Origin of the sequence: Nonomuraea sp. NPDC049649, assembly GCF_040675175.1 — a bacterium.
In the GTDB taxonomy this organism is placed as follows: Bacteria; Actinomycetota; Actinomycetes; order Streptosporangiales; family Streptosporangiaceae; genus Nonomuraea.
Map to the genome: position 1 here is coordinate 346,269 of NZ_JBFAOH010000001.1, position 22,631 is coordinate 368,899.

Below are 22,631 nucleotides of genomic sequence, written 5' to 3' on the forward strand. Positions count from 1 at the left end.
GTATGCTTACCCCGTGACAGATGAACCGGTACGCCAGCGACTCCTCACCGAGGCCACCAGGCTCTTCGCCGAGCAGGGCTTCGAGAGTACCTCCGTGCAGGAGATCGTCGCCGCGGCGGGCGTCACCAAGGGCGCCATGTACCACTACTTCGACTCCAAGGACGACCTGCTGCGCGAGATCTACGCCAGGGTCCTGCGCATGCAGATGGAGCGCCTGACGGAGATCGCCGACAGCGACGGCCCGGTCGTCGAGCGGCTGCACCGGGCGGCGGCCGACGTGGTGGCGACCACGGCGGCCAACCTCGACGACTCCAAGATCTTCTTCCGCTCGATGCACCTGCTCGCCCCCGAGACCCGCAAGACGGTACGGGCCGAGCGCCGCCGCTACCACGAGCGCTTCCGCGACCTGGTGCTGGAGGGCCAGCGCGAAGGGGTGTTCGACGACCGGGTCCCGGCCGACCTGGTCGTCGACTACTTCTTCGGCTCGGTGCACCACCTGGGCACCTGGTTCCACGCGGACGGACCGCTGACCGGCGCCCAGGTGGGCGAGCACTTCGCCGACCTGCTGCTCAGGTCACTCGGGGCCGGGCACCCCGGCGAGTGACGCCAGCGCCTCCCGGTGGTCGCCGGGCGTGCCGAGCGCGACCTCGGCCGACTTGGCGCGCTTGAGATACAGGTGCAGCGGGTGCTCCCACGTCATGCCGATCCCGCCGTGCAGCTGGAGCGCCTCCTCGGCGGCGCGTACGGCCACGCCCGCGTTCCAGGCCTGGGCCACGGCGGCGGCGATGGGCGAGTCCTCGGTCACCGCGTTGCGGGCGGCGGCCCGGGCGCGCACCACGTCCAGCCAGAGGTCGGCCAGCCGGTGCTTGATCGCCTGGAAGGAGCCGACCGGCCGGGCGAACTGGTGACGCTCCTTGACGTAGGCGAGCGTGGTGTCCAGGCACCACTGCGCGACCCCGTACTGCTCGGAGGCGAGCAGCCCCGCGCCGAACCGCAGCACGCCCGCCAGGTCCACGTCGCCCAGGCGGATGGCGTCCGCGCCGTCGAGCGTGACGGCGGCGACCGGCCGGGTGAGGTCGAACGAGGTCGTCACCCGTACCTCGGCCCCCTCCACGTGGTAGAGCCCGCCCTCGGCCGGCACCAGCAGCACGTCCGCGACGTCCGCCCCGGCGACGCCGGTGACCGTCCCGGTCAGCGTCCCGCCGTCGGTCACCCGTACCGACGAGCCGTGTTCAGGACGGTACGGGGAGGCCGCGAACGACACCGCCAGCGCGGCCGTCGCGCGCCCGTCGGCCAGCCGCTCCAGCAGCTCGCCCGCGCCCGCCTGGACGAGCGCCCGGGTGGCCAGCACCGAGCTGGTGAAGAACGGCACCGGCGCGATCCCCCGGCCCAGCTCCTCCAGCACCACGGCCGCCTCGCGGGCGGACGCGCCCGCGCCGCCGTGCCGCTCCGGGACGAGCAGCCCCGCCACGCCGATCTCCCCGGCCAGCGTCTTCCACAGATCCGGGTCGTACGGGCGCGACTCGGCGCGCTTGAGCACCGCGGCCGGCGGGCAGCGGTCGGCGAGCAGGTCGCGCACGGCGGCCCGCAGCTCCTCCTCGACCTCGGAATACAGCAGGCTCATCGCGGCAGGTCCTTCCAGGGCACGTCCTTGTCGATACGGGGCTCCGAGGGCAGGCCGAGCACCCGCTCGGAGACGATGTTGCGCAGGATCTCCGAGGTGCCGCCCTCGATCGAGTTGCCCTTGGCCCGCAGGTAGCGGTAGCCGGGGCCGCGGCCGTAGAAGTCGATGCTCTCGGAGCGGCGGAAGGTGTAGTCGTCGTAGCCGAGGTCGCGCAGGAACTCCATCTCCAGCCCGGAGATCGCCTGGTTGAGCTTGGCGAACGACAGCTTCATGCCGGATCCCTCCGGCCCCGGCTGGCCGGCGGCGAGCTGCTCGCGCAGCCGCGCGCCCGACAGGCGGGTCACCTCGGCCTCCACCCAGAGTTCGAGGAGCCGCTGGTGCAGGTCGTGAGTGCGCAGCTCGGGGTGCTCGTGCCAGGAGCGCAGCAGGGCGCCGAACATGCCCGCGCCGCGTCCTCCTCCCCCGCCGCCGCCGATGGCCACCCGCTCGTTCATCAGCGTCGTCTGGGCGACCCGCCAGCCGTCGCCGACCGCGCCGAGCCGCAGGTCGTCGCCGAGCCGGACGCCGGTCAGGAACACCTCGTTGAACTCGGCCTCGCCGGTGATCTGCCGCAGCGGCCGGACCTCGACGCCGGGCGCGTGCATGTCGCAGACGAAGTACGTCAGGCCGCGGTGCTTGGGGACGTCCGGGTCGGTGCGGGCGACCAGGATGGCCCAGCGGGAGTGGTGGGCGCCGGACGTCCACACCTTCTGGCCGTCGACCACCCACTCGTCGCCGTCCCGGACCGCCCGGGTGGCGAGCGTGGCCAGGTCGGAGCCGGCGCCGGGCTCGCTGAAGAGCTGGCACCAGATCTCCTCGCCGGTCCACAGCGGGCGCAGGAAGCGCTTCTTCTGCTCTTCGGTGCCGAAGGCCAGGATGGTCGGCGCGGCCATGCCCATGCCGATGCCCTGCACGCCGCCGTCGATCTGCGGGGTGCCGGCCAGCTCCCGCTCCACGACCGCCTGAAGGTCGCGCGAGAGCCCCAGGCCGCCGAGCCCTTCGGGGTACCAGACCCAGGCCAGTCCGGCGTCGAACCTGGCGCGCAGGAATTCCAGCCGGTCGCCGTCCGGGTCGTTCTCGCTCAGGAACGCGGCGACGCGCTCCTTGAGCCGTGCTTCGTCCACTCCAGCTCCTGTCGTCGTGTGGCCGGGGGTCACATGTACTGCTTGAGCTCGCGGTAGGCCAGCGACCGCTTGTGCACCTCGTCGGGCCCGTCGGCCAGGCGCAGCGAGCGGGCCGCCGCCCAGAGCCCGGCCAGCGGGAAGTCCTGGGAGACCCCGCCCGCGCCGTGCACCTGGATGGCCTTGTCGAGGATCCACTCCACGGTGATCGGAGTGGAGATCTTGATGGCCTGGATCTCGGTGTGCGCGCCCTGGTTGCCGACGGTGTCCATGAGCCAGGCGGTCTTGAGCACCAGCAGGCGCAGCTGCTCGATCCTGATGCGGGACTCGGCGATCCAGTCCTGCACCACGCCCTGCCGGGCGACCGGCTTGCCGAAGGTCGTCCTGGCCAGCGCCCGGCGGCACATCAGCTCGACGGCCCGCTCGGCCATGCCGATCAGGCGCATGCAGTGGTGGATGCGGCCGGGGCCGAGCCGGGCCTGGGCGATGGCGAAGCCGCCGCCCTCCTCGCCGATCAGGTTCTCCGCCGGGACGCGGACGTCCTCGAAGACGATCTCGGCGTGGCCGCCGTGGTCGGCGTCGTCGTAGCCGAAGACGTGCATGCCGCGCTTGATGTGCAGGCCGGGGGTGTCACGGGGCACCAGGATCATGCTCTGCTGGCGGTGCTTGGGCGCCTCGGGATCGGTCTTGCCCATCACGATGAAGATCTTGCAGTTGGGGTTCATCGCGCCGGAGATGAACCACTTGCGGCCGTTGATCACGTACTCGCCGCCGTCGCGGACGATCGAGGTCGCGATGTTGGTGGCGTCGGAGGAGGCCACGTCGGGCTCGGTCATCGCGAACGCCGAGCGGATCTCGCCGTCGAGCAGCGGGCGCAGCCACTCCTCGCGCTGCCACGCGCTGCCGAACATGGAGAGGACCTCCATGTTGCCGGTGTCGGGGGCGGCGCAGTTGGTCACGACGGGCGCCAGCCTCGGGCTGCGGCCCATGATCTCGGCGAGCGGCGCGTACTGGAGGTTGGTCAGCCCGGCGCCGTGCTCGCCGGGCAGGAACAGGTTCCACAGGCCACGCGTCCTGGCCTCGTCCTTCAGGTCCTCGACGAGCGGCGGGGTGCTCCAGCCGCCGGTCTCGACCTGCTCCGCGAAGGCGGGCTCGGCCGGGTAGACGCATTCATCCATGAACCGCAGCAATCGCTGACGCAGGTCCTCGGTGACGCTGTCGAAGGCGAACTCCATGACCGGAGCCTACCGACCGGACGGTATGGCTGTCGACAGTGGTCTTCGCGAAAACCCGCCGAATGGATCTCTCTTGTACGGGTCGCGCCCCCGTAACGTCACCGCCATGACCGCGAACCTCCCCTCCCCCGTCGTGCTCGAGAACGACGTCGTCCGCCTGGAACCGCTCACGCCCGCCCACGTGCCCGACCTGTTCGCCGCGGGCGGCGGCGACGACGAGGTGTGGCGGTGGATGCCGATCCCCACCCCGCGCACCGAGCAGGACCTGGCGGCTCCGGCGCGGTCGCTGATCGAGGACGACAAGCACGTGCCCCTGGCCGTCCTGCTCAAGGAGACCGGGCGGGCGATCGGCTGGACCACCTACGGCGACGTGCCCGGGTTCGACGAGAGCGTCGAGATCGGCTGGACCTGGTACGGGCGCGCCTACTGGCGTTCGGCGGTGAACACCGCCTGCAAGCTCCTGCTCATCGACCACGCCTTCGACAAGCTCGGCCACAACCGGGTGCTGCTCAAGACCGACTCCCTCAACGTCCGCTCGCAGACGGCCATCAAGCGGATCGGCGGCGTCCACGAAGGCACCCTGCGCCGCCACCGCAGGCGGCCGGACGGCACCTGGCGCGACACGGCCTGCTTCGGCATCCTCGCCGAGGAGTGGCCCGCCCACCGCACCCGGCTGACCCGCACACCTTGACGCGCCGGCCCGGAGCGCCCGCCGTTTCCTCAACCACCGTCCGGCCGGGGGCCGGTGAGCATGCCTGCCAGGATCTCGCGTACGCCCGCGATCAGGTCGTCCGGCGACGGCTCCTCACCCGCGCCCACGATCGCGTCGAACATGACGCCCTCGGCGAACGCCACGAGCTGGCGGGCGTGCCGTACCGGGTCGCGCGAGCCGGCGGCGGCGAGGACGGCGACGGCGGGGTCGCGGAAGCGGCGGCCCGCCCGGTCGTAGATCACCCGCAGCTCGGGCCGCCGGGTGGCCTCCAGCGCCAGCTCGTAGCGGGCAAGCGTGCGCCGGCGGTCGCGGAGCTGGACCATCAGCACCCTCGCCAGCAGCTCGGCCAGGTCGAAGCCCGGCGGCCCGCCGTCCGGCATCGCCTCGGCGAACACCCGCTCCTCCAGCTCGGTGAGCCGGGACAGCGTGAGCTCCAGCAGCGCGGCGCGGGTGCGGGCCACGTTGGAGGTGGACCCCGGGGGCAGCCCGGCGGCCTCGTCGACGGCCCGGTGGGTCAGCCCGCGCATGCCCCGCTCGGCCAGCAGCGTGATCGCCGCCTCCGCCACCGCGTCCGATCGCTTCACGGGCACCGATACTACAGTTGTAGTCCGTACTACAGGAGTAGTAACTTGGCACTACAGAAGTAGTGGAGGGACGCGTATGAGGACGATCGTCATCGGCGGCGGCATCGGCGGGCTGACCGCCGCCATCGCCCTGAGCCGGAAAGGCTGGGACGTCACCGTCCTGGAGCAGGCGCCCAGGCTCGAACCGGTCGGCTCCGGCCTGGCCATCGCCGTCAACGGGCTGCGCGCCCTCGACGTCATCGGCCTCGGCGACCCCGTGCGGGCGCTCTCCCGCATCCAGGGCCAGGTCGGGATCCGCAGGCCCGACGGCCGCTGGCTCACCCACACCAGCGGCGACGCCGCCGACGAGCGCTACGGCGACCGGGCGGCCGTGATGCTGCTCCGCTCCCACCTGGTGGACCTGCTCGCCGACGCGCTCGGCCCGGATCGCCTGCGCCTCGGCACCAGGGTCACCGGCGTGGACGCCACCACCGGCACCGTCCGCACAGACGCTGGCGACCTCACCGCGGACCTGGTCGTCGCCGCCGACGGCATCCACTCCCCCACCCGCCGGGCCCTCTTCCCGCGTCACCCGGATCCCGTCTACTCAGGAGTGACCGCCTGGCGCGGCCTGGCCCCCAAACCGGACACCCCGCTCCGCAACAGCGAGACCTGGGGCCGTGGCCTGGTCTTCGGCGCCCACCCCCTGGACGACGAGACGGTCTACTTCTACGCCACCGACCTCGCACCCCCTGGAGAGGTCGCTGAGGACGAGAAGGGTGCGTTGCTACGCAGATTCCAGGGGTGGCACGATCCGATCCCCGAGTTGCTGAACGCCGCGGACCCCGGCGCGATCATCCGCAACGACCTCTACTACCTGAAGAAACCGCTGCCCGCCATGCACCGGGGACGGGTGGCGCTGGTAGGAGACGCGGCCCATCCGATGACGCCCAACCTGGGCCAGGGCGCCTGCCAGGCGATCGAGGACGCGATCGTCCTGGCCCACCTGGCCGGGGGCGACCTGGCCGCCTACACCGAGGCCAGGCTGAGCCGCACCGCCTCGGTCGTGCGCCAGTCGATGAACGTCTGCCGGATGACCAAGCTGCGCAGCCCGCTCGCCGTGGCCCTGCGCGACACGGCGATGTCGCTGGCCACGCGGTTCATGCCCGATCTGATGCTGCGGCGAGCGGACGGGATTCTGCGGTGGCGGCCACCGCGGCGGGCCGGGTGTGATCGGGTGCGAGACGGCCGAGGGTGATCGTGCCGGCGATGGTCAGCGCCGCCGCGAAAACGGCCGGGACGGCGGTGGCCGGGCTGGTCGGCAGCGGCTCGCCGAGCAGCAGCACCCCGGCCATGACCGAGGTGATCGGGTCGACCACCTGCACGCCCGCGTAGGCGATGCCGAAGTAGCCGACCGCGTAGGAGCGCTGCAGCAGCACCACGGCGAAGACCAGCAGCACCGGCACAGCCAGGGTGAACCAGTGGAGCAGCCGCCCGAGGTCGCCCTCCATACCGCCGCCCACCACCCGGACGAACGTCGAGACGCTGGCCGTGACGACTCCCGCCCCGACGGCCAGCAGCATCGCCTTGGCGGGCCCGCGCACCCGGGCGGCGGCGACCTGGGCGGCCAGCGCGATGAGCGCGATCACGCCGATGAAGCCGAGCGCCGCCCCGTCGCCGAGCCGGGGCGTGACGTCGCGGTGCGGCACCAGCAGCATCAGCCAGAGCAGGCCCACCGCCACCGCGATCGAGCCGAAGATCTCTGCTTTGTACGGTTTTCGCCCGTACATGAAGGCGGCCAGCGGGACCGCGAACACCAGCGTGGCCACGCTGATCGGCTGCACCGCCACCAGCGGCGCGAAGCTCAGCGCGACCGCGTGCAGGCACGCGCCGGTGAATCCGATGGCGCCGCCGATCCACCAGCGCGGGCGCCGCATCAGCTTGAGCGAGGCGCCTTCCGCCACGGCCTCGTACTGCTGGAGCGCCGCTCCCAGCGCGTAGCCGAGGGCGCCCGCCAGCGCGATGAGCACGCCGATCCAGGTCATGGGCGCCCGCGCAGGGGCAGAGATCCTTGGAGCATTGCCCCAGCTTAGAGCGTGCGCGCCAGGGCGGAATCACCCTTTAGGCCATTCTTCCCCTTAAGGGGGCGCGACCTGCTGCTCAGGGTCAGGACGCTTCGGGGCAGACGCAGAACGCGTGACCCTCGGGATCCAGCAGCACGACCCAGCCCACGCCCTCGCCGGTGACGCCCGGCTGGAAGTCCGGTTTGGTGGCGCCCAGCCCGACGTACTCCTCGACGGCCTTGTCCACGTCGGGGACCCGGAAGTCGAGGTGGAACTGCTTGGCGGAGCTGGGCCACGGGACCGGCTCGCGGTCGGGCACCCGGCCGAAGTAGATGCTCGTGGTGCCGTCGCCGACGGCGGCGTAGTCGTCCTCCGCGTAGGTGACGGGCAGGCCGGTCACCGCGTGGTAGAACTCGGCCAGCTTCTTCGGGTCGGCGCAGTCGATGGTGACGGCCAGAAGTGTCGCTTTCGTGGTCATGCCCGGCAGCCTTCCAGCCGTACCTGCCATCTGCTGTCAGGTACGGCCGGAACCGCCCTTGACCCGCTTGAGAATGCGGTCCCAGTCGCTGCCGAACGGGTTGTCCTGCACGAGGTAGGTCCAGGTCGCCTCGGGCCGCTTCAGGTCGGGCGCGGGGGCCTCGAATGCCGCCCGGGAGCGCCGCTCGATCTCCGCCTGCAGCGCCTTGTACTCGGCCACCGCCTCCCGCTGGAACTCGTCGATGGGGCTCATCCGGCCCAGCGCCCGCAGGTGGATGCCCTCGCGCAGGTCGTGCAGGAACGCCAGGTGCTCGGTCCAGCAGGTGTCGATGGCGTGCAGCACGATCTGCCGGGCCGTCTCCTCGCGGGTGTCCTCCGGCTCCGACGCCCACCGCTCCGGGTCGGCCTCGGCGCGGGCGCGGGCCGCCGCGTCGGTGTGGAGCACCTTGTCGCGCCACTCCAGGATGAGCTCCCGCTGGTGTTCGAGCAGCCGGGTGTAGCGCCAGGTGTCGCGGTGCATCTGCAGGTTGATGCCCTCGGCCACGCGCTGGGCGTGGCCGACGATGTAGGCGGCGCGGCGGTTGCGGACCAGGCCGTCGGGGTCGGCGGCGGGCAGCCGCTCGTCGGGCGCGAACTGGGTGATCAGCTCGTCTTCCAGGCTGACGAAGAACACCGAGCCGCCCGGGTCGCCCTGCCGCCCGGCCCGGCCGCGGAGCTGGTCGTCCAAGCGGCTGCTGGCGTGGCGGCCGCAGCCGATCACGTACAGGCCGCCCAGCTCGGCGACGCCCTCGCCGAGGCGGATGTCGGTGCCGCGGCCGGCCATCTGGGTGGAGACGGTGATCGCGCCGCGCTCGCCGGCGCGGGCGATGATGGAGGCCTCCTCGGCGTCGTTCTTGGCGTTGAGCACCACCGGCTCCAGGCCGCGGCGGCGCAGCAGCGCGGCCAGGCTCTCCGACTCGGCCACGTCGAGCGTGCCGATGAGGATGGGCCGGCCGGTGGCGTGCACCCGCTCGACCTCCTCGATCAGCGCCGCCTCCTTGTCGGGCACCGTCGGGTAGATCCGGTCGGGCTCGTCGACCCTGACGCACGGCCGGTTGGACGGGACCACGGCGACCTTCAGCCCGTAGAACTCGCCGAGCTGCTCGCTCACCGCGACGGCGGTGCCGGTCATGCCGCAGACCCGGGGATAGCGCTTGATCAGGCCCTGGACGGTGATCGAGTCGAGGATCTCGCCCTTGTCGCTGGCGGGCAGCGCCTCCTTGGCCTCGACGGCCGCCTGCAGCCCGTCCGGCCAGCGCTGCAGCAGCGCCACCCGGCCGCGCGAGGGGTTGATGAGCTGCACCTTGCCGTCGCGCACGATGTAGTCGACGTCGCGGGTGAGCAGGGCGTGGGCGTGCAGGGCCAGGTTGAGCTCGATCAGGGTGCCGGGCTCGTGCTCGTCGTAGAGCTGGACGTCGAGCCGCTTCTCGACGGTCTCGGCGCCCTTGGGGGTCAGGTAGACGCTGCGCGCCTGGTCGTCGATCTCGTAGTGGTAGCCCCTCACCAGCGTGCGGACCAGCGCCGCCATCTCGGGCACGGTGCTGCCGGGGTCGGACGAGCCGGCCATCACCAGCGGCACCCGGGCCTCGTCGACCAGCACGGAGTCGGCCTCGTCGACCAGCGCCACCTCCGGCTCCGGCACGATCAGCTCGCTCGCGTCGGTGCGCAGCCGGTCGCGCAGCACGTCGAAGCCGATCTCGCTGACCGGCCCGTAGGTGATGTCCCTGCTGTACGCCTCGCGCCGCTCCTCGGGCGTGGAGTTCTGGTCGAGCCAGCCGACCGTGACGCCCAGGGCCTCGTAGAAGGGGCCCATCCACTCGGCGTCGCGCCTGGCCAGGTAGTCGTTGACGGAGATGACGTGCACCCGCTTGCCCTGCAGGGCGTAGCCCGCGGCGGCCATCGCGCCGGAGAGCGTCTTGCCCTCGCCGGTGGCCATCTCCGCGACCTTGCCGTCGAGCAGGGCCAGCGTGCCGATCAGCTGCACGTCGTACGGTCTGAGCCCGAGCGTGCGGTCGGCCGCCTCCCTGGCGACGGCGCAGAACCCGGCGAGGTCGCTCATGTCGGGCCGGGGCAGCTCGTCGAGCTTTCTCAGGCGGTCGGCGCGGTCGGCGGCGGCCTTCACGACCTTCCGGTACGGGCTGAGGTTCACCCCGCCGGGACGGTCCAGAAGGTTCCTGACGATTCCTTTGATCGAGGCCACAGTTCCTCCAACGCGCGCTTCGCCGGCACCGTTCCCTCGCGCCAGGGCGGAGCGGTCCGCCGTACGGACCCTAACCCATCGGGCCTACCGCACCCGCACCCCGCCGGGGCCGGACGCGGGCACAAGAAAAGGCCGCGCCGACGACGCGACCAGCGGTGTTCCCCGGCTCACCCGGCTCACGGCCAGGAGGGGCCACCCGCGGGCTCGACGGGCTTGCCGATCACACCGAGCCGTTCCAGCAGGGTCAGGAACGTGGCCGCGTACGGCGAGGAGGCGATGACTGCGGCCACCCGGTCCCAGTCCACCTGCTCCCGCAACGCCCTGACCTGCGGCAGCAGCGCGCCGTAGTCGCAGGCGTGCTCCGACAGCGGCATCAGCCACGAGATCACCAGGTCCGTGGCCTCCAGCACAGGCACGATCACCGCCGACGCCTTCATCGGCTCGGCCCGGTCCAGCAGCGTCTCGGTCACCGCCCGGTCGGAGACCTTGAAGATCAGATCCACCAGGTTGCCGTTGTCGTACGCCTTGACCAGCCAGTCTTCCGGTGGTTTGGCCGTCTTGAACCCGATGCCGCGCAGCGCCTCCAGCGCCGCGGGCACGTCATGCTCGGTGATCACGAAGTCCACGTCGTGCAGGGACGGCGCCGCGCCCCGCGCGTACGCCGCGCACCCTCCCGCCAGCGCGAACTTCACCCCGGCGTCCTTCAATCCGGCGGTCGCCCGTTTCAGGGTGTCGAGGATCGCGTCGGTGACCTCATGAGTGTGGCTGCTCATGTGACCGGGCTACCCTCACGATCCCCGAGTAGGCCTGCGATGGCGCATAGAACGGCGGCCTGTGGGTAGCGCCCCGGCCCATGACGGAGTTCCTGGAGAAGACCGGGCAGGAGTACGAGGGCGACCATGATCGTCCGCTGGCCGCCTACGCCCGCGTCATCGGCGTCTACGGCGCCGCGGTGACGGCGGCGGCCGTGGCGGCCAAGCTCACCGGAAAGCGTCCCCCGGAGCGGATCGGGCCGATGGACCTGACCCTGATGGCGGCGTGCACGCACAAGCTGGCGCGGCTGCTCGCCAAGGACCCGGTCACCAGCCCGATCAGGGCGCCGTTCACCCGCTATCAGGGCGTGAGCGGGCCGTCGGAGCTGAAGGAGGAGCCCCGCAACACCATCGGCGAGCTGCTGAGCTGCCCGTTCTGCATCGCGCAGTGGGTGGCCACCGGGTACGCCGTCGGCCTGGTGTTCGCGCCGCGGGCGACCAGGCTCGCGGGCGCGGCGATGACGGCGGTGGCCGCCTCCGACTGGCTGCGGCTCGCGTACGCCAAACTCATGAAATCCGTTGAATAGCCGGCGGAGAAACATGTTAAAGACTTCGCCACCCGGGCAGTTGCAGACCCATGGCTACATTGCTCTGGATCATCGCAGTCGTTCTCGTCATCGCCGGCATCTACGTGATACTGGCCCGTCGCGATCTCCTCTGGGGGATCGTCCTGATCGTTCTCGGGTTCCTGGTCGGCCCCGGTGGGGTCAGCATCTTCAATGTTTAGCGGGGCGTCGCCTGACGCCCCGCCCGCCCGTTCATCGGGCCGGTGGTTATCCGCCGGCCCGGTGAATTGACATAGCTAAAGAAATGGTTTGCTCACGTCGAAGCCCTTCCCGAGCCGGGAAGGGCTTCCGCTATTCGCCCGACAGCCAGTAGACCGCGTACGCCCGGCCGAGCACCGGCAGGGCGACGTTACGCACCCGGATGCCGCCGGAGGTCATGCCCTTCTCGGTGCCCTTGTGCGCGTGCCCGTGCACGATGAGGTCGGCGCCCGCCGTGTCGACCGCCTCGGCCAGCAGGTAGCTGCCGAGGAAGGGGTAGATCTCCAGCGGCTCGCCCTCCAGCGTCTCCTTGATCGGCGAGTAGTGCGAGAGCACCACCCGGCGGTCGGCCTCGATCTCCTTCAGCGCCTTCTGCCAGGATTCGGCGATCAGCCGGGTATGGCGGACGAAGTTCTTGGTCTCGCGCTCGCCGAACTCGCTCGCGCACTTGCCGGCGAACCCGCCGCCGAAGCCCTTGCCGCCGACCACCCCGAGCCGCGTGCCGTCGCACTCGACGACCACGCCGTCGTCGTTGAGCACCATCACGCCCGCGTCGCGCAGCTCGCTGGCGATCTCGTGCTGCAGGTCGGAGTGGTAGTCGTGGTTGCCGAGCACGGCCACCACCGGGATCGGCAGGTCGCGCAGCTCGTCGGCGACCACCCGGCCCTCCTCCAGCGTGCCGTGCCGGGTGAGGTCGCCCGCCACCAGGAGGACGTCGGCGCGCTCCTCGATCCCGTCCAGGTTCTTGCGGTACTGGCCGCGCACGTCCTCACTCTGGTGGATGTCTCCCACGGCCGCGATGCGCAGGTCAGTCAAGATGCTCATCCTCCAACGGCCTGTTGACCTCGACGACGTTGACCTCGTTGTGCACGTGCAGGCCGGGAGCGGCCTCGCGGGCCACCTGGCCGAGCCGTTCGCGCTGCTCGGCCCCGCTCACCTGGCCGCGCAGGAAGAGCTGGTCGCCTCTGACGTCGACGCGGATGCCGAGCTCGTGCGTCCGTCCGTCCTCGGCCAGCGCCGCCTGGACGCGGGCCGCGACGTACTGCGGAGCTTCCATCGCTTGCCTCCTCGCTCCATGCCGCGCATGCCCGGCAAAGAACCGCTCAAACGGTACGAAGGAGCTCGATGACCGCCCGTTCCACTTCCCCGTGGGTGGCGAGCTTGCCCGGGTCCACGCCCGCTCCCAGCTCGGTCAGGGCGTGACCGATCGTCCTGCCCGTCTCGTACGCGCCGATCACCCGCGGATCCACGTACGAGGCCCGCGCCACGGCGGGGGTGTTGCCCAGATATTCGGAGACCTCCCGCATGACCCGGGAGATCGCCCGCTTCCTGGCCGTGTCGGTCTCGGCCATACGCGAGACGGCCAGCCCGACGGCGGCCAGCACGGTGGCGTGCCAGGTGCGGAAGTCCTTGGCGGTGAACTCGCCGATGGTCTCGCGCAGGTAGCCGTTGATGTCCTCGCTGCGCACGTCCACCCAGCCGTTCTCGCCCCGGTAGCGCAGCAGGTCGCCGTCGGCGCGCAGCGACTTCAGCGACCTGACGACCCGGCAGGCGGCCGGGTCGGTCACCTCGATCTCGCGCGGCACCTCGCCCTTGGCCGGGTAGGCGCAGGTGATCGTGCCGCCGGAGCAGGTGACGTGCTCCATCCGCAGCGTGGCCAGGCCGTAGGTGTCGTAGTTCTCGCCGCCGACGCGGAAGAAGCCGATGTCGAGCAGGCGCGCCGCCGCGGCCAGCACCCGGTCCCGGGTCAGCCCGCGCCCCCTGAGCTGCTCGTCCACGGTCTTCCTGAACGCGGGCAGCCGCTCGGCCAGCTCCAGCACCCGGTCGAACTTGGCCTCGTCCTGCTGCTGCCGCCACAGGTCGTGGTACCGGTACTGGCGGCGCCCGGCCGCGTCGGTGCCGACCGCCTGGAGGTGCCCGTGCGGCGAGGCGCAGATCCACACGTCGGTCCAGGCCGGCGGGATGGTCAGCGCCCGGATCCTGGCCAGCGTCGCGGGGTCGCGCACGACCTCGCCGCCGGGACCGTGGTAGCTGAATCCGCGGCCGCGCCGCCGCCGGGTGATCCCCGGCTCGTTCTGATCGCTGGGATGGAGCTCGGGCACGCCTGCCGCGCTACCCCGCACGTTAGAGGGCAAACGGCACGGGCAGGTGGGCCACATGAGTGATGAGAAGGATTGGGTCGAGACCCGGGACAAGAAGGGCCATGCGATGGTCCGGGCCACCCCTCGCGACGTGGTCCACATCAGGGTCGGCTCGTTCGTGCTGGTGCTCCTGTTCGCGCTGGCGGTGCTCAGCGCCATCGCCAAGGCGTGGGTCATGACCGGCATCGTCGTGGTCGTGGCGATCCTGGTGGTGCTCAACATGTGGCGGGCGGTGCGCAAGCAGAAGGACCGCGACGTCGGAGAGGCGGGCTGAACACCCCCATGGCACCCCACATCCTCCAGGACCGGGTGGTCGTCGTCACGGGCGCGAGCGGCGGAGTGGGCCGGGCGATCGCCCGCGAGCTGGGGGTCAAAGGCGCCAAGGTGGCGCTCGTCGCCCGCGGCGCGGCGGGCCTGGGCGCGGCGGCGGTGGACGTCGGCACCGCCGGTGGCATCGGCCAGGTGTACGAGGCGGACGTCGCCGACCACGACCAGGTGCGGCAGGCGGCTCAGCGGATCGAGGCCGAGCTGGGCCCCGTCGACGTCTGGATCAACTGCGCGTTCTCCTCGGTGTTCGCCTGGTTCTCCGACCTCTCCCCCGAGGAGTACGAGCGCGCGACCGCGGTCACCTACCTGGGCTACGTCTGGGGCACCAGGGCCGCCCTGGACCTGATGCGGCCCCGGAACCGGGGCACGATCGTGCAGGTCGGCTCGGCGCTCGCCTACCGCGGCATCCCCCTGCAGTCGGCCTACTGCGGCGCCAAGCACGCCATCAAGGGCTTCACCGAGTCGCTCCGCACCGAGCTGCTGGCCCGGCGGAGCGGCATCCGGGTGACGATGGTCCAGCTCCCGGCGGTGAACACGCCGCAGTTCGGCTGGGTGCTGTCCAAGCTGCGCCGCCATCCCCGGCCGGTGCCGCCGATCTACCAGCCGGAGGTGGCCGCGCGGGCGATCGTGTACGCGGCGGCCCACCCGGAGCGCAAGGAGTACTGGGCCGGCGCCTCCACCGCGGCCGTCATCCTGGCCCAGCGTCTCGCCCCCGCGCTCGTGGACCGCTACCTCGCCAGAACGGGCGTACGGTCCCAGCAGACCGACGAGCTGCCGCCCACCCCCACCGCGAACCTGTGGGAGCCCGCCGACGAGGACCGCGACCACGGCGCCCACGGCGACTTCGACCCCCGCAGCCACGCGCGCAGCCCCCAGCTCTGGCTCTCCCAGCACCGCCGCCCCGTCCTGCTCGCGCTGGCGGGCGTCGCGGCGCTGGGCGCGGCCGTCAGGCTCGCCCGCTGACACCCCTCCGACTCCGATGAGTTTCCCCGGATTCGCCGGGTAGGCGGGGCGAAACGATCGGAGGAAGAACGATGGCTGAACGACATACCCGGTTCCTCGGCGAGCTGGCCGCCCAGCTCCGCGTCGACACCGTGCGGGCCGCCGCCGCGGCGGGCTCCGGCCACCCCACGTCGTCGATGTCCGCCGCCGAGCTGATGGCGGTGCTGTTCGCCCGCCACCTCCGCTACGACTTCGGCGACCCGGGCAACCCGGCCAACGACCACCTCGTCTTCTCCAAGGGCCACGCCTCACCCCTGCTGTACTCGCTGTTCAAGGCGGCGGGCGCGATCACCGACGAGGAACTGCTGACGTTCCGGAAGCGCGGCAGCCGCCTGGAGGGCCATCCGACGCCCCGGCTGCCTTGGGTGGACGTGGCCACCGGCTCGCTCGGCCAGGGCCTGCCGGTCGGGGTCGGCGTGGCGATGGCGGGCAGGCTGGAACGCCTGCCCTACCGCGTCTGGGTGCTCTGCGGCGACAGCGAACTGGCCGAGGGCTCGATCTGGGAGGCGGCCGAGCACGCCGGCCACACCGGCCTGGACAACCTGGTCGCGATCGTGGACGTCAACCGTCTCGGCCAGCACGGCCCCACCCGGCACGGCTGGGACACCGGCGCGTACGCGCGCAGGTTCGGCGCGTTCGGCTGGCACCCGATCGAGGTCGACGGCCACGACCCGGACCGCATCGACGAGGCGTACCAGGAGGCGCTCGCCACCCGGGGACGGCCCGTCGTCATCCTGGCCAGGACCCGCAAGGGCGCGGGCGTGCGGGCCGTGGAGGACCGCGAGGGAGCGCACGGCAAACCGCTGAAGGAGCCGGAGGTCGCCATCGCCGAGCTGGGCGGGCCGCGCGACCTGCGGGTACGGCTCCGGCCGCCGGAGTACGCGGGCGAGCCGTACCGGTTCGAGAGCGGCGGCCCGCTGACGCTGCCGGAGTACAAGGTCGGCGACAAGGTGGCGACCAGGAGCGCGTACGGCGAGGCCCTGGCGGCGCTGGGCGCCGCCCGCGGCGACGTGGTGGCGCTGGACGGCGAGGTGGCCGACTCGACCAAGGCCGAGGAGTTCGCGCGGGCGTTCCCCGAGCGGTTCTTCGAGATGTACATCGCCGAGCAGCAGCTCGTCGCCGCCGCGATGGGCCTGGGCGTGCGGGGATGGGTCCCGTACGCGGCCACCTTCGCCGCCTTCCTGACCAGGGCGTACGACTTCATCCGGATGGCCGGGGTGAGCGGGTCGCCGATCCGGCTGGTCGGCTCGCACGCCGGGGTGTCGATCGGCGAGGACGGCCCGTCCCAGATGGGTCTGGAGGACCTGGCCATGATGCGGGCCGTCTACGGCAGCACCGTGCTCTACCCGTGCGACGCCAACCAGGCGGCTGCCCTGACCGCGGAGATGGCGGACCTGGGCGGGGTGTCCTACCTGCGCACCACGCGCGGCGCGACCCCGGTCGTCCACCAGCCGGGCGAGCGCTTCCCCGTGGGCGGCTCGTGCGTGCTGCGCCGCTCGCCGTCGGACCGGGCCACGATCGTGGCGGCCGGGATCACCGTGCACGAGGCGCTGGCCGCCGCCGAGACCCTGGCGGCCGAGGGCGTCCAGGTCGGCGTGCTGGACATGTACTCGGTCAAGCCGATCGACACGGCCGTGCTGGTGGAGGCGGCGACCACGACCGGCAACCTCATCACCGTAGAGGACCACCGGCCGGAGGGCGGGCTGGGCGACGCCGTCCTGGACGCGGTCCGCGAGCTGGGGCCGCGGGTGGTGAAGCTGGCCGTGCACGGCATGCCCGGCTCGGCCACGCCGGAGGAGCAGCTCGCCGACGCGCGCATCGACCGCCACGCCATCGTCGCGGCGGTCAAGCGGCTGATCCAGGGCTGACACGGCGGACGGGCGGACCGGCCTCCCTCTCAGGGGGCCGGACCCGCCCGTCCCGGGGTCAGCGGCGCGCCTTGGCGGTCGCCTTCCTGTTGGCCTTCTTGATGGCGTCCACCAGCTCCTGCTTGTTCATCTTCGAACGGCCGCTGATATCCAGGTCGGCGGCCACCTGCCGCAGGTGCTCCTTGCTGGCGTTGGCGTCCACGCCCTCGGCCGTACGGCCCGAACGGTCCGTCGCGCCCTTGTCCGACGGGCCCTTCTCCGCCTTCGGCTCCCAGTGGTCGCCCACCTTCTCGAAGGAGTGCTTCAGCGCGGCGAAGGCCGTCATGTGGGCACGCCTGCCCTCCCCGTACGTCTCGACGGCCGAATCGTGCGCCTTCGACCACGTGTCCTGGGCCTTCTTGGGAGAACGGCGGATGGTGGACGGCAGTTCCTCTCTGGCCGGCATGTCCGGCTCACCTCCTAGAGCGGCGGCTCGTCGTAGTGACGACGCTCCTCGTACACGGTCGTCCTGCGAGCCTCGGGCTCCTCGTAGATCTCGTGCCGGTGGACGGGCTCCTCCACGGGGCCGACCGCCCGCCGCGTGACCTGAATGCGGTAAAGGGCGAACAGCAGCCCGGCCAGTCCGCCGAGCATGACGATGACGCCGACGACATTGATATCGACCCCCGCGAGGTCGAATTCGACGGCCCACGTGAGGATCGCGCCGAGCATGATGAGGATGATGCTTCCGGCGATGGTCATATGGTTTACCTCCTTGACAAGAGGAACCTCTATCCCCATGAAGAAAAACAAACCAATCGTGGTAATAGGGCTGATGGGCAGCGGTAAAACGACGTCCGGACGCCTCATCGCCGAAGCCCTCGGAATGCCGTTAAGCGACAGCGACCCCTATCTCCGGAAGAAGTACGGAGCCAGCGCCGCCGAGATCGCGGCCCGCGAAGGGGTCGATGTGCTGCACGAGCGGGAGGCCGATCACGTGATCGAGGCGCTCGCCGGGGAGCCCGAGGTGGTCGCCGCCGCGGCCAGCACGGTCGACAGCCCGCGGGCGCGCGAGGCCATGCGCGGAGCGCTGGTGATCTGGCTGGACGCGGACGACGCGGTGCTCGCCGAACGGATGCGCTCCGCCTCCCACCGGCCCGACTTCCCGCCGGCGGTCATGCGGGCCCAGCGGGAGCCGCACTTCCGCGAGCTCGCCGACCTCCGGTACGACGTCGGCGTGCTCACGCCCGAGCAGGTGCGGGCGGCGGTGCTGCGCGATTTCGGCTTGCCCCCGGCCGACCAGGGCTGATAACCAGAGGCGGTGTTCTCCGACAAGCCCACCCTGACCGGCCGGCGGGTGACGCTGCGGCCGGTCGGGCCCGAGCACGCCGACGGCCTGCTCGCGCTGGTCTCCGACCCCGAAGTGCGGCGGCTCACCGGCTCGCACGCCGCCTTCGAGCCCGAGGCGTGCCGCCGCTGGTGCGCCACCCGGGCCGACCAGTCCGACCGGCTCGACCTGGCCATCGAGGCCGGCGGCGAGTACGTCGGCGAGGTGGTGCTCAACGACCTCGACCCGGCCAACCTGTCGTGCAACCTGCGCATCGCGCTCCGCGTGCCCGGCAAGGGCTACGGCTCCGAGGCGATCGAGCTGACCCTCGGCCACGCCTTCCGCACCACACCGCTGCACCGGGTGAGCCTGGAGGTGTACGCGTACAACGAGCGCGCCCGCCACGTCTACAAGAAACTCGGCTTCGTCGAGGAGGGCCGGCTCCGCGACGCGCTGCGCTGGGACGGCGAGTGGCACGACGCCGTGGTCATGTCGGTGCTCCGGCCCCACTGGCAGGCAAGATCCGAAACCCTGACATAATGATCATTACCCACGGGCTCCCCGAGGCGCGCGGGGGGCCTGTGGTGTTTCCGGGGGGCCTGCGCAACCAATGGGCGGCAGGGTGCGTCTAAACCTTCTGATGATGCGCTCGGTCCCAGGTGATCCCGAGAGGCTCGGCGGCTACTGGCTGGCGGGCCGGCTCGGCGCTGGCCGGCACGGCGTGGTCTACGACGCCTACGACGACAAAGGGCGCCGGTTCGCGGTCAGAGTCCCGCGCGGCCCGGCCCCCCGGCTCCGGCCCGTCACCCACCCGCACCTGGCCGGCGTGCTCGAAGTCCGGCCCGGCTACGTGGTGAGCGAGTTCGCCGCCGGGCCGTCCCTGCGGGAGGCCCTCGCCCGGCGCGGCCCGTACGCGGGCGAAGAGCTGATCGCGCTGGCCACGGCGGTGGCCTCGGCGCTCGCCTGCCTGCACGCGGCCGGGCTCGTCCACGGCGACCTGCGGCCCGGCAAAGTGCTCCTGGCCGACGGCGGCCCCAAAGTGATCTGTCCCGGCGGCTCCGGCTCGATCGGCGCGACCCGTACCTACCTCGCCCCCGAAGCCGTCACCGGGCGGCAGGCCGACGCGCCCGGCGACGTGTTCGCCTGGGGCGGGCTGGTGCTCTTCGCCGCCACCGGCGAGGACCCGTTCCGGGGCGACTCCCTGGGCGAGGTCATGCACCGGCTCCTCTCCTGCGACCCCGACCTCACGGTGCTCCCGCCGCCCCTGCGCGACCTCGTCGCCAGCGCCCTCTCCAAAGACCCCGCCGCCCGCCCCTCGGCCGCCGCCCTGCTCCTCCCGACCGACGCCCAGGTTCCCGCCCTGCCGGGACCACCCACCCTCGGCGAGGTGGCGGAGGACCTGTACACCTCCCTGACCCCCGCCGAGCAGCACCGCCTCAGAGACCTCCTGATCGACCTGGCCCCCGGCCAGAACTCTTCCGCGAGCCCTCCCCCTCGCTCTTCCACGAGCCCTGCTCAACCTGCCGCGAACCCTCCCGCGAACCCTCGCCCTCAGCCTTCCGCGGGCCTTCCCGCTCACTTCTCCGCGAGCCTTCCTCAAGACGGGCACGACCGGCAGGGCGGCTCACTCACGGGGGTGCATGAGGACGAGGCGGTACTGGCCAGGCTGCTGGAGACCGGGCTGCTCGTCCGGCCCAGCGTGGCCGTACCGCCCGTACGGACCGAGGTCGGCACGCTCGTGGCCGTCACCGGCGACCGGCTCGCACCCGCCACCGCCGCGCTCTTCCACGCCTGGCCGCGCCTGCGAGGCTGGCTCGACCGGCCGCGCGAGGAGACCCGCTCCTGGGCACGGGCCTGCCTGCCACAGCCCAGGGCCAGACGGCGCCGGTTGCCCGCGGTGGCGCTGGTCGCCGCCTTCGCGCTGGCCATCAGCGTGGTCACCGTCGCCAGGGACACCCGCCGCACCATGCAGTGGCTCGGCGAGACCACCTCCCGGGTCGCCCCCATCCTCGCCCCCGACCCTCCCCCGACCCGCCGCTGAAGCACACCGAGCCGTTCACCTGATGGGGTTCCTAGGCCGTTAACCCGAATGGGGGTCCGAGGCCGCGCCCACCCAAGATGTTCCATGGCCGATCACCGAGCGGGGTCCCGAGGCCGATCACCCGAACGGTTCCGAGGCCATTCACCCGAATGCGGTGCCGAGGCCGTCCACCAGTTCCGAGCCGACGCTGAGCCCGTGCGGAATCGCGGCCCGGAACCGGCCGCGATGGTTCCTAGCGTGAGCGCATGGATCCCGTTCTCTCCCCCAGGGCGCTCAACCGGGCCACACTCGGCCGCCAGTTCCTGCTGGACCGCGTGAACCTGCCGGTGCCCGACGTGGTCGAGCACGTCGGCGGGCTGCAGGCGCAGACCCCGCACACCTGGTACACCGGCCTGTGGGACCGGATCGCCGGATTCCGCCCGGAGACGGCCTCGGCGCTGCTGGAGCAGCGTGTCCTGGTCCGGATCGCGCTGCAGCGCTCCACCATCCACCTGGTCACGGGCCGCGACGCGCTGGCGATGCGGCCGCTGCTGCAGCCGGTGACGGAGCGGATGACCAGGTCCACGTTCGTGCGGAAGCTGCGCGGGGTGGACCTGGGCGAGCTGGCGGAGGCGGGCAGGGCGCTGGTGGAGCGGGCGCCGATGACGTTCTCGGATCTGGGCCGGGAGCTGGCCGCGAGATGGCCGGGCAACGACGCGCACGCCCTGAGCCAGGTGGTGCGCTGGCTGGTGCGCCGCTACCTGGCCGCGTTCGGCCCCGCCACGGTGATGGACGTGCAGACCTGGTCCGGGCTGACCCGGCTGGGCGAGGTGGTGGAGCCGATGGATCTGCGGCGGTACCGGGACGAGCGCGGGCGCACCCTCTACGACCTGCCGGAGCTGGACCGCCCCTCCCCCGACGTCCCGGCCCCGGTGAGGCTCATGTACGACTTCGACAACGTGTTCCTGTCGCACGCCGACCGCTCCCGGGTGCTGGGCGAGAAGGCGGAGACCCTGATGAAGGGGTTCATGCGCGCCAATGTGCAGCCCCGCATCATCCTGGTCGACGGCTTCCCGGCGGGAGACTGGACGGTCACCAGGGCCGGCGGCGTCAGCACGCTGAACCTGCACCGGTGGGGGCCGATCGCGGATCTGGACGCGGTGGGCGAGGAGGGCGGGCGGCTGCTGGAGTTCCTCGCCCCCGGTGACGAGCACGCGGTCTCGGTGCTCGACGGCCCTTCCAGGGCCTGACGTTTTGGTGTACGAACGAACGCCGCATAGGTTCTCAGCCGTGTCCGCACTCAATTCGACAGACCTGGTGACCTTCGGCGAGACGATGGCCCTGTTCGCGGCCCGCCGTACCGGCCCGTTGCGCTTCGCCCGCGACTTCGACCTGGGGTTCGGCGGCGCCGAGTCGAACGTGGCGATCGGGGTGACCCGGCTGGGCCGCACGGCCTGCTGGATCGGGCGGGTGGGCGCGGACGAGTTCGGCGACCTGATCCGTTCGGCCCTCCTGGGGGAGGGGGTGGACGTCCGCGCGATCCCCGATCCGGGGGCGCCCACCGGGCTGATGATCAAGGGCAGGCGGACGGCCGACCACATCGACGTGCGCTACTACCGCAGCGGCAGCGCCGGTTCTCGCATCCGGCCCGAGGACCTGGACCCCGGGCTGATCAGGGGCGCGCGGGTGCTGCACGTCTCCGCGATCACCCCGGCCCTGTCGGAGTCCGCCCGCGCGGCCGTCCGGCACGCCGTGGAGGAGGCGCGGGACGCGGGGGTGCCGGTCTCGCTGGACGTCAACTACCGCAAGGCGCTGTGGAGCCCGGCCGAGGCGGGCGCCTGGCTGCGGGAAATGGCAGGGCTGGTGGACGTGGTGTTCGCCACGGTCGCGGAGGCCGGGCTGATCACCGCGGACGGCGGGGACGATCCGGTGGCGGCGGCGAAGGCGGTGGCGGCGCTGGGGCCCCGGCACGTGCTGGTCAAGCTGGGTTCCGAGGGCGCGGTCGAGCTGTCCGACGGCGAAGCGCGCCGGGCCCCGGCCTACCGGGTGACCGAGGTGGACCCGGTGGGGGCGGGTGACGCGTTCGCCGCCGGGTGGCTGGCGGACTGGCTGGAGGGTGCCGACCCCGACCGGCGGCTGCGTACCGCCTGCGCGGCGGGGGCGTTCGCGGTCACTTCCCAGGGCGATTGGGAGAGCCTGCCCCGCCGTGGCGACCTGGCCCTCCTCGACAGCACCGCCGACGGGGTCAGCCGATGACGGCCGCTCGCTCGTACAGAAGCCTCTCTCTCGCACGAAAGCCGCGAAGCCCACGGAGCCCC

General features: G+C 72.1%; 26 protein-coding genes. 13 read left to right on the forward strand and 13 right to left on the reverse strand.

Features of this window, described 5'->3' with window-relative positions; translation table 11 throughout:
• The first annotated feature begins 13 nt into the window (after nucleotides 1-13).
• Nucleotides 14-604, forward strand: a complete 591-nt coding sequence (locus AB0J42_RS01635; protein ID WP_364287263.1) for a TetR/AcrR family transcriptional regulator — start codon at nucleotides 14-16, stop codon at nucleotides 602-604.
• Here the strand turns inward: AB0J42_RS01635 and AB0J42_RS01640 are convergent.
• Genes AB0J42_RS01640 through AB0J42_RS01650 form a run of 3 tightly spaced genes read right to left on the reverse strand, consistent with a single transcriptional unit; the run spans nucleotide 575 to nucleotide 4,019 of the window.
• Nucleotides 575-1,624, reverse strand: a complete 1,050-nt coding sequence (locus tag AB0J42_RS01640) for an acyl-CoA dehydrogenase family protein (protein WP_364287266.1) — start codon at nucleotides 1,622-1,624, stop codon at nucleotides 575-577. The genes AB0J42_RS01635 and AB0J42_RS01640 overlap by 30 nt on opposite strands.
• Nucleotides 1,621-2,787: an acyl-CoA dehydrogenase family protein gene (locus AB0J42_RS01645; RefSeq protein ID WP_364287269.1), complete on the reverse strand. Its 1,167-nt coding sequence runs from the start codon at nucleotides 2,785-2,787 to the stop codon at nucleotides 1,621-1,623. The genes AB0J42_RS01640 and AB0J42_RS01645 overlap by 4 nt, the downstream gene beginning before the upstream one ends.
• Before the next feature lie 29 nt (nucleotides 2,788-2,816).
• A complete protein-coding gene (locus AB0J42_RS01650) occupies nucleotides 2,817-4,019 on the reverse strand; it encodes an acyl-CoA dehydrogenase family protein (protein WP_364287272.1) in 1,203 nt (400 codons plus the stop codon).
• Between the two features lie 106 nt (nucleotides 4,020-4,125).
• On the opposite strand from AB0J42_RS01650, the gene AB0J42_RS01655 reads away from it, so the two are divergent.
• Nucleotides 4,126-4,710: a GNAT family protein gene (locus AB0J42_RS01655; RefSeq protein ID WP_364287275.1), complete on the forward strand. Its 585-nt coding sequence runs from the start codon at nucleotides 4,126-4,128 to the stop codon at nucleotides 4,708-4,710.
• A gap of 29 nt (nucleotides 4,711-4,739) precedes the next feature.
• Here the strand turns inward: AB0J42_RS01655 and AB0J42_RS01660 are convergent, their stop codons facing one another.
• Nucleotides 4,740-5,315, reverse strand: coding sequence for a TetR family transcriptional regulator C-terminal domain-containing protein (locus tag AB0J42_RS01660; protein WP_364287278.1), 576 nt, complete (start codon nucleotides 5,313-5,315; stop codon nucleotides 4,740-4,742).
• Between the two features lie 76 nt (nucleotides 5,316-5,391).
• Between AB0J42_RS01660 and AB0J42_RS01665 the strand changes: the two genes are divergently transcribed.
• Nucleotides 5,392-6,552 carry an FAD-dependent oxidoreductase gene (locus AB0J42_RS01665; protein ID WP_364287281.1) on the forward strand — a complete coding sequence of 387 codons (1,161 nt, stop codon included), beginning with the start codon at nucleotides 5,392-5,394 and terminating at the stop codon, nucleotides 6,550-6,552.
• Here the strand turns inward: AB0J42_RS01665 and AB0J42_RS01670 are convergent.
• From AB0J42_RS01670 to AB0J42_RS01685, 4 genes are all read right to left on the reverse strand, one after another.
• The gene (locus tag AB0J42_RS01670; RefSeq protein ID WP_364287284.1) at nucleotides 6,455-7,339 is read right to left on the reverse strand and encodes a DMT family transporter; all 885 of its coding nucleotides are present in this window, start codon (nucleotides 7,337-7,339) and stop codon (nucleotides 6,455-6,457) included. The two genes, AB0J42_RS01665 and AB0J42_RS01670, sit on opposite strands and share 98 nt — an antisense overlap.
• 121 nt (nucleotides 7,340-7,460) lie before the next feature.
• Entirely contained in the window at nucleotides 7,461-7,835 is a 375-nt protein-coding gene (locus AB0J42_RS01675) for a VOC family protein (protein WP_364287287.1), read from the reverse strand.
• A 36-nt stretch (nucleotides 7,836-7,871) separates the two neighbouring features.
• Nucleotides 7,872-10,064: an accessory Sec system translocase SecA2 gene (secA2, locus tag AB0J42_RS01680; protein ID WP_364288168.1), complete on the reverse strand. Its 2,193-nt coding sequence runs from the start codon at nucleotides 10,062-10,064 to the stop codon at nucleotides 7,872-7,874.
• Between the two features lie 185 nt (nucleotides 10,065-10,249).
• Nucleotides 10,250-10,846 carry a nucleotidyltransferase gene (locus AB0J42_RS01685; protein WP_364287290.1) on the reverse strand — a complete coding sequence of 199 codons (597 nt, stop codon included), beginning with the start codon at nucleotides 10,844-10,846 and terminating at the stop codon, nucleotides 10,250-10,252.
• Between the two features lie 80 nt (nucleotides 10,847-10,926).
• Between AB0J42_RS01685 and AB0J42_RS01690 the strand changes: the two genes are divergently transcribed.
• Together AB0J42_RS01690 and AB0J42_RS01695 are read left to right on the forward strand one after the other, a co-directional pair.
• The gene (locus AB0J42_RS01690) at nucleotides 10,927-11,412 is read left to right on the forward strand and encodes a DUF1360 domain-containing protein (protein WP_364287293.1); all 486 of its coding nucleotides are present in this window, start codon (nucleotides 10,927-10,929) and stop codon (nucleotides 11,410-11,412) included.
• 50 nt (nucleotides 11,413-11,462) lie between these two features.
• Complete coding sequence (locus AB0J42_RS01695) at nucleotides 11,463-11,612, forward strand: GPGG-motif small membrane protein (RefSeq protein WP_175593845.1); 150 nt, start codon at nucleotides 11,463-11,465, stop codon at nucleotides 11,610-11,612.
• A 130-nt stretch (nucleotides 11,613-11,742) separates the two neighbouring features.
• On the opposite strand, the gene AB0J42_RS01700 is transcribed toward AB0J42_RS01695, so the two are convergent.
• Genes AB0J42_RS01700 through AB0J42_RS01710 form a run of 3 tightly spaced genes read right to left on the reverse strand, consistent with a single transcriptional unit; the run spans nucleotide 11,743 to nucleotide 13,751 of the window.
• Nucleotides 11,743-12,465 (reverse strand): metallophosphoesterase, encoded by a 723-nt coding sequence (locus AB0J42_RS01700; RefSeq protein WP_364287296.1) that lies wholly within the window; start codon nucleotides 12,463-12,465, stop codon nucleotides 11,743-11,745.
• Nucleotides 12,458-12,706, reverse strand: a complete 249-nt coding sequence (locus AB0J42_RS01705) for a BON domain-containing protein (RefSeq protein WP_364287299.1) — start codon at nucleotides 12,704-12,706, stop codon at nucleotides 12,458-12,460. The genes AB0J42_RS01700 and AB0J42_RS01705 overlap by 8 nt, the downstream gene beginning before the upstream one ends.
• Before the next feature lie 46 nt (nucleotides 12,707-12,752).
• Entirely contained in the window at nucleotides 12,753-13,751 is a 999-nt protein-coding gene (locus tag AB0J42_RS01710) for a DNA topoisomerase IB (protein ID WP_364287302.1), read from the reverse strand.
• 55 nt (nucleotides 13,752-13,806) lie between these two features.
• Between AB0J42_RS01710 and AB0J42_RS01715 the strand changes: the two genes are divergently transcribed.
• The 3 genes from AB0J42_RS01715 (at nucleotide 13,807) to AB0J42_RS01725 (ending at nucleotide 16,987) form a co-directional block, all read left to right on the forward strand.
• Complete coding sequence (locus tag AB0J42_RS01715) at nucleotides 13,807-14,064, forward strand: hypothetical protein (RefSeq protein ID WP_364287305.1); 258 nt, start codon at nucleotides 13,807-13,809, stop codon at nucleotides 14,062-14,064.
• Nucleotides 14,065-14,072: 8 nt separating this feature from the next.
• Nucleotides 14,073-15,080, forward strand: coding sequence for an SDR family oxidoreductase (locus AB0J42_RS01720; RefSeq protein WP_364287308.1), 1,008 nt, complete (start codon nucleotides 14,073-14,075; stop codon nucleotides 15,078-15,080).
• A gap of 71 nt (nucleotides 15,081-15,151) precedes the next feature.
• Nucleotides 15,152-16,987 (forward strand): transketolase, encoded by a 1,836-nt coding sequence (locus AB0J42_RS01725; protein WP_364287311.1) that lies wholly within the window; start codon nucleotides 15,152-15,154, stop codon nucleotides 16,985-16,987.
• Between the two features lie 58 nt (nucleotides 16,988-17,045).
• On the opposite strand, the gene AB0J42_RS01730 is transcribed toward AB0J42_RS01725, so the two are convergent.
• Nucleotides 17,046-17,432: a ChaB family protein gene (locus AB0J42_RS01730; protein ID WP_364287314.1), complete on the reverse strand. Its 387-nt coding sequence runs from the start codon at nucleotides 17,430-17,432 to the stop codon at nucleotides 17,046-17,048.
• 14 nt (nucleotides 17,433-17,446) lie between these two features.
• Nucleotides 17,447-17,728 (reverse strand): DUF6458 family protein, encoded by a 282-nt coding sequence (locus tag AB0J42_RS01735; protein ID WP_364287317.1) that lies wholly within the window; start codon nucleotides 17,726-17,728, stop codon nucleotides 17,447-17,449.
• 37 nt (nucleotides 17,729-17,765) lie between these two features.
• Here AB0J42_RS01735 and AB0J42_RS01740 point away from each other — a divergent pair, with 37 nt between their 5' ends.
• The 5 genes from AB0J42_RS01740 (at nucleotide 17,766) to AB0J42_RS01760 (ending at nucleotide 22,569) form a co-directional block, all read left to right on the forward strand.
• The gene (locus AB0J42_RS01740; protein WP_364287320.1) at nucleotides 17,766-18,275 is read left to right on the forward strand and encodes a shikimate kinase; all 510 of its coding nucleotides are present in this window, start codon (nucleotides 17,766-17,768) and stop codon (nucleotides 18,273-18,275) included.
• A 12-nt stretch (nucleotides 18,276-18,287) separates the two neighbouring features.
• On the forward strand, nucleotides 18,288-18,833 hold the full coding sequence (locus AB0J42_RS01745; protein ID WP_364287323.1) for a GNAT family protein: 546 nt from the start codon (nucleotides 18,288-18,290) through the stop codon (nucleotides 18,831-18,833).
• A 100-nt stretch (nucleotides 18,834-18,933) separates the two neighbouring features.
• Entirely contained in the window at nucleotides 18,934-20,334 is a 1,401-nt protein-coding gene (locus AB0J42_RS01750; protein ID WP_364287326.1) for a serine/threonine-protein kinase, read from the forward strand.
• A 245-nt stretch (nucleotides 20,335-20,579) separates the two neighbouring features.
• Complete coding sequence (locus AB0J42_RS01755) at nucleotides 20,580-21,563, forward strand: winged helix DNA-binding domain-containing protein (RefSeq protein ID WP_364287329.1); 984 nt, start codon at nucleotides 20,580-20,582, stop codon at nucleotides 21,561-21,563.
• Between the two features lie 40 nt (nucleotides 21,564-21,603).
• On the forward strand, nucleotides 21,604-22,569 hold the full coding sequence (locus tag AB0J42_RS01760) for a sugar kinase (RefSeq protein WP_364287332.1): 966 nt from the start codon (nucleotides 21,604-21,606) through the stop codon (nucleotides 22,567-22,569).
• Nucleotides 22,570-22,631: the final 62 nt, after the last annotated feature.

What these genes read in the sequence shown, in the direction of transcription:
- AB0J42_RS01670 (WP_364287284.1), bottom strand. Translation starts at nt 7,339, where the DNA reads ATGACCTGGATCGGCGTGCTCATCGCGCTGGCGGGCGCCCTCGGCTAC.
- AB0J42_RS01650 (WP_364287272.1), bottom strand. Translation starts at nt 4,019, where the DNA reads ATGGAGTTCGCCTTCGACAGCGTCACCGAGGACCTGCGTCAGCGATTG.
- AB0J42_RS01735 (WP_364287317.1), bottom strand. Translation starts at nt 17,728, where the DNA reads ATGACCATCGCCGGAAGCATCATCCTCATCATGCTCGGCGCGATCCTC.
- AB0J42_RS01685 (WP_364287290.1), bottom strand. Translation starts at nt 10,846, where the DNA reads ATGAGCAGCCACACTCATGAGGTCACCGACGCGATCCTCGACACCCTG.
- AB0J42_RS01655 (WP_364287275.1), top strand. Translation starts at nt 4,126, where the DNA reads ATGACCGCGAACCTCCCCTCCCCCGTCGTGCTCGAGAACGACGTCGTC.
- AB0J42_RS01720 (WP_364287308.1), top strand. Translation starts at nt 14,073, where the DNA reads ATGGCACCCCACATCCTCCAGGACCGGGTGGTCGTCGTCACGGGCGCG.
- AB0J42_RS01695 (WP_175593845.1), top strand. Translation starts at nt 11,463, where the DNA reads ATGGCTACATTGCTCTGGATCATCGCAGTCGTTCTCGTCATCGCCGGC.
- AB0J42_RS01690 (WP_364287293.1), top strand. Translation starts at nt 10,927, where the DNA reads ATGACGGAGTTCCTGGAGAAGACCGGGCAGGAGTACGAGGGCGACCAT.
- AB0J42_RS01755 (WP_364287329.1), top strand. Translation starts at nt 20,580, where the DNA reads ATGGATCCCGTTCTCTCCCCCAGGGCGCTCAACCGGGCCACACTCGGC.
- AB0J42_RS01730 (WP_364287314.1), bottom strand. Translation starts at nt 17,432, where the DNA reads ATGCCGGCCAGAGAGGAACTGCCGTCCACCATCCGCCGTTCTCCCAAG.
- AB0J42_RS01675 (WP_364287287.1), bottom strand. Translation starts at nt 7,835, where the DNA reads ATGACCACGAAAGCGACACTTCTGGCCGTCACCATCGACTGCGCCGAC.
- AB0J42_RS01725 (WP_364287311.1), top strand. Translation starts at nt 15,152, where the DNA reads ATGGCTGAACGACATACCCGGTTCCTCGGCGAGCTGGCCGCCCAGCTC.
- AB0J42_RS01665 (WP_364287281.1), top strand. Translation starts at nt 5,392, where the DNA reads ATGAGGACGATCGTCATCGGCGGCGGCATCGGCGGGCTGACCGCCGCC.
- AB0J42_RS01640 (WP_364287266.1), bottom strand. Translation starts at nt 1,624, where the DNA reads ATGAGCCTGCTGTATTCCGAGGTCGAGGAGGAGCTGCGGGCCGCCGTG.
- AB0J42_RS01750 (WP_364287326.1), top strand. Translation starts at nt 18,934, where the DNA reads ATGATGCGCTCGGTCCCAGGTGATCCCGAGAGGCTCGGCGGCTACTGG.
- AB0J42_RS01715 (WP_364287305.1), top strand. Translation starts at nt 13,807, where the DNA reads ATGAGTGATGAGAAGGATTGGGTCGAGACCCGGGACAAGAAGGGCCAT.
- AB0J42_RS01705 (WP_364287299.1), bottom strand. Translation starts at nt 12,706, where the DNA reads ATGGAAGCTCCGCAGTACGTCGCGGCCCGCGTCCAGGCGGCGCTGGCC.
- AB0J42_RS01740 (WP_364287320.1), top strand. Translation starts at nt 17,766, where the DNA reads ATGAAGAAAAACAAACCAATCGTGGTAATAGGGCTGATGGGCAGCGGT.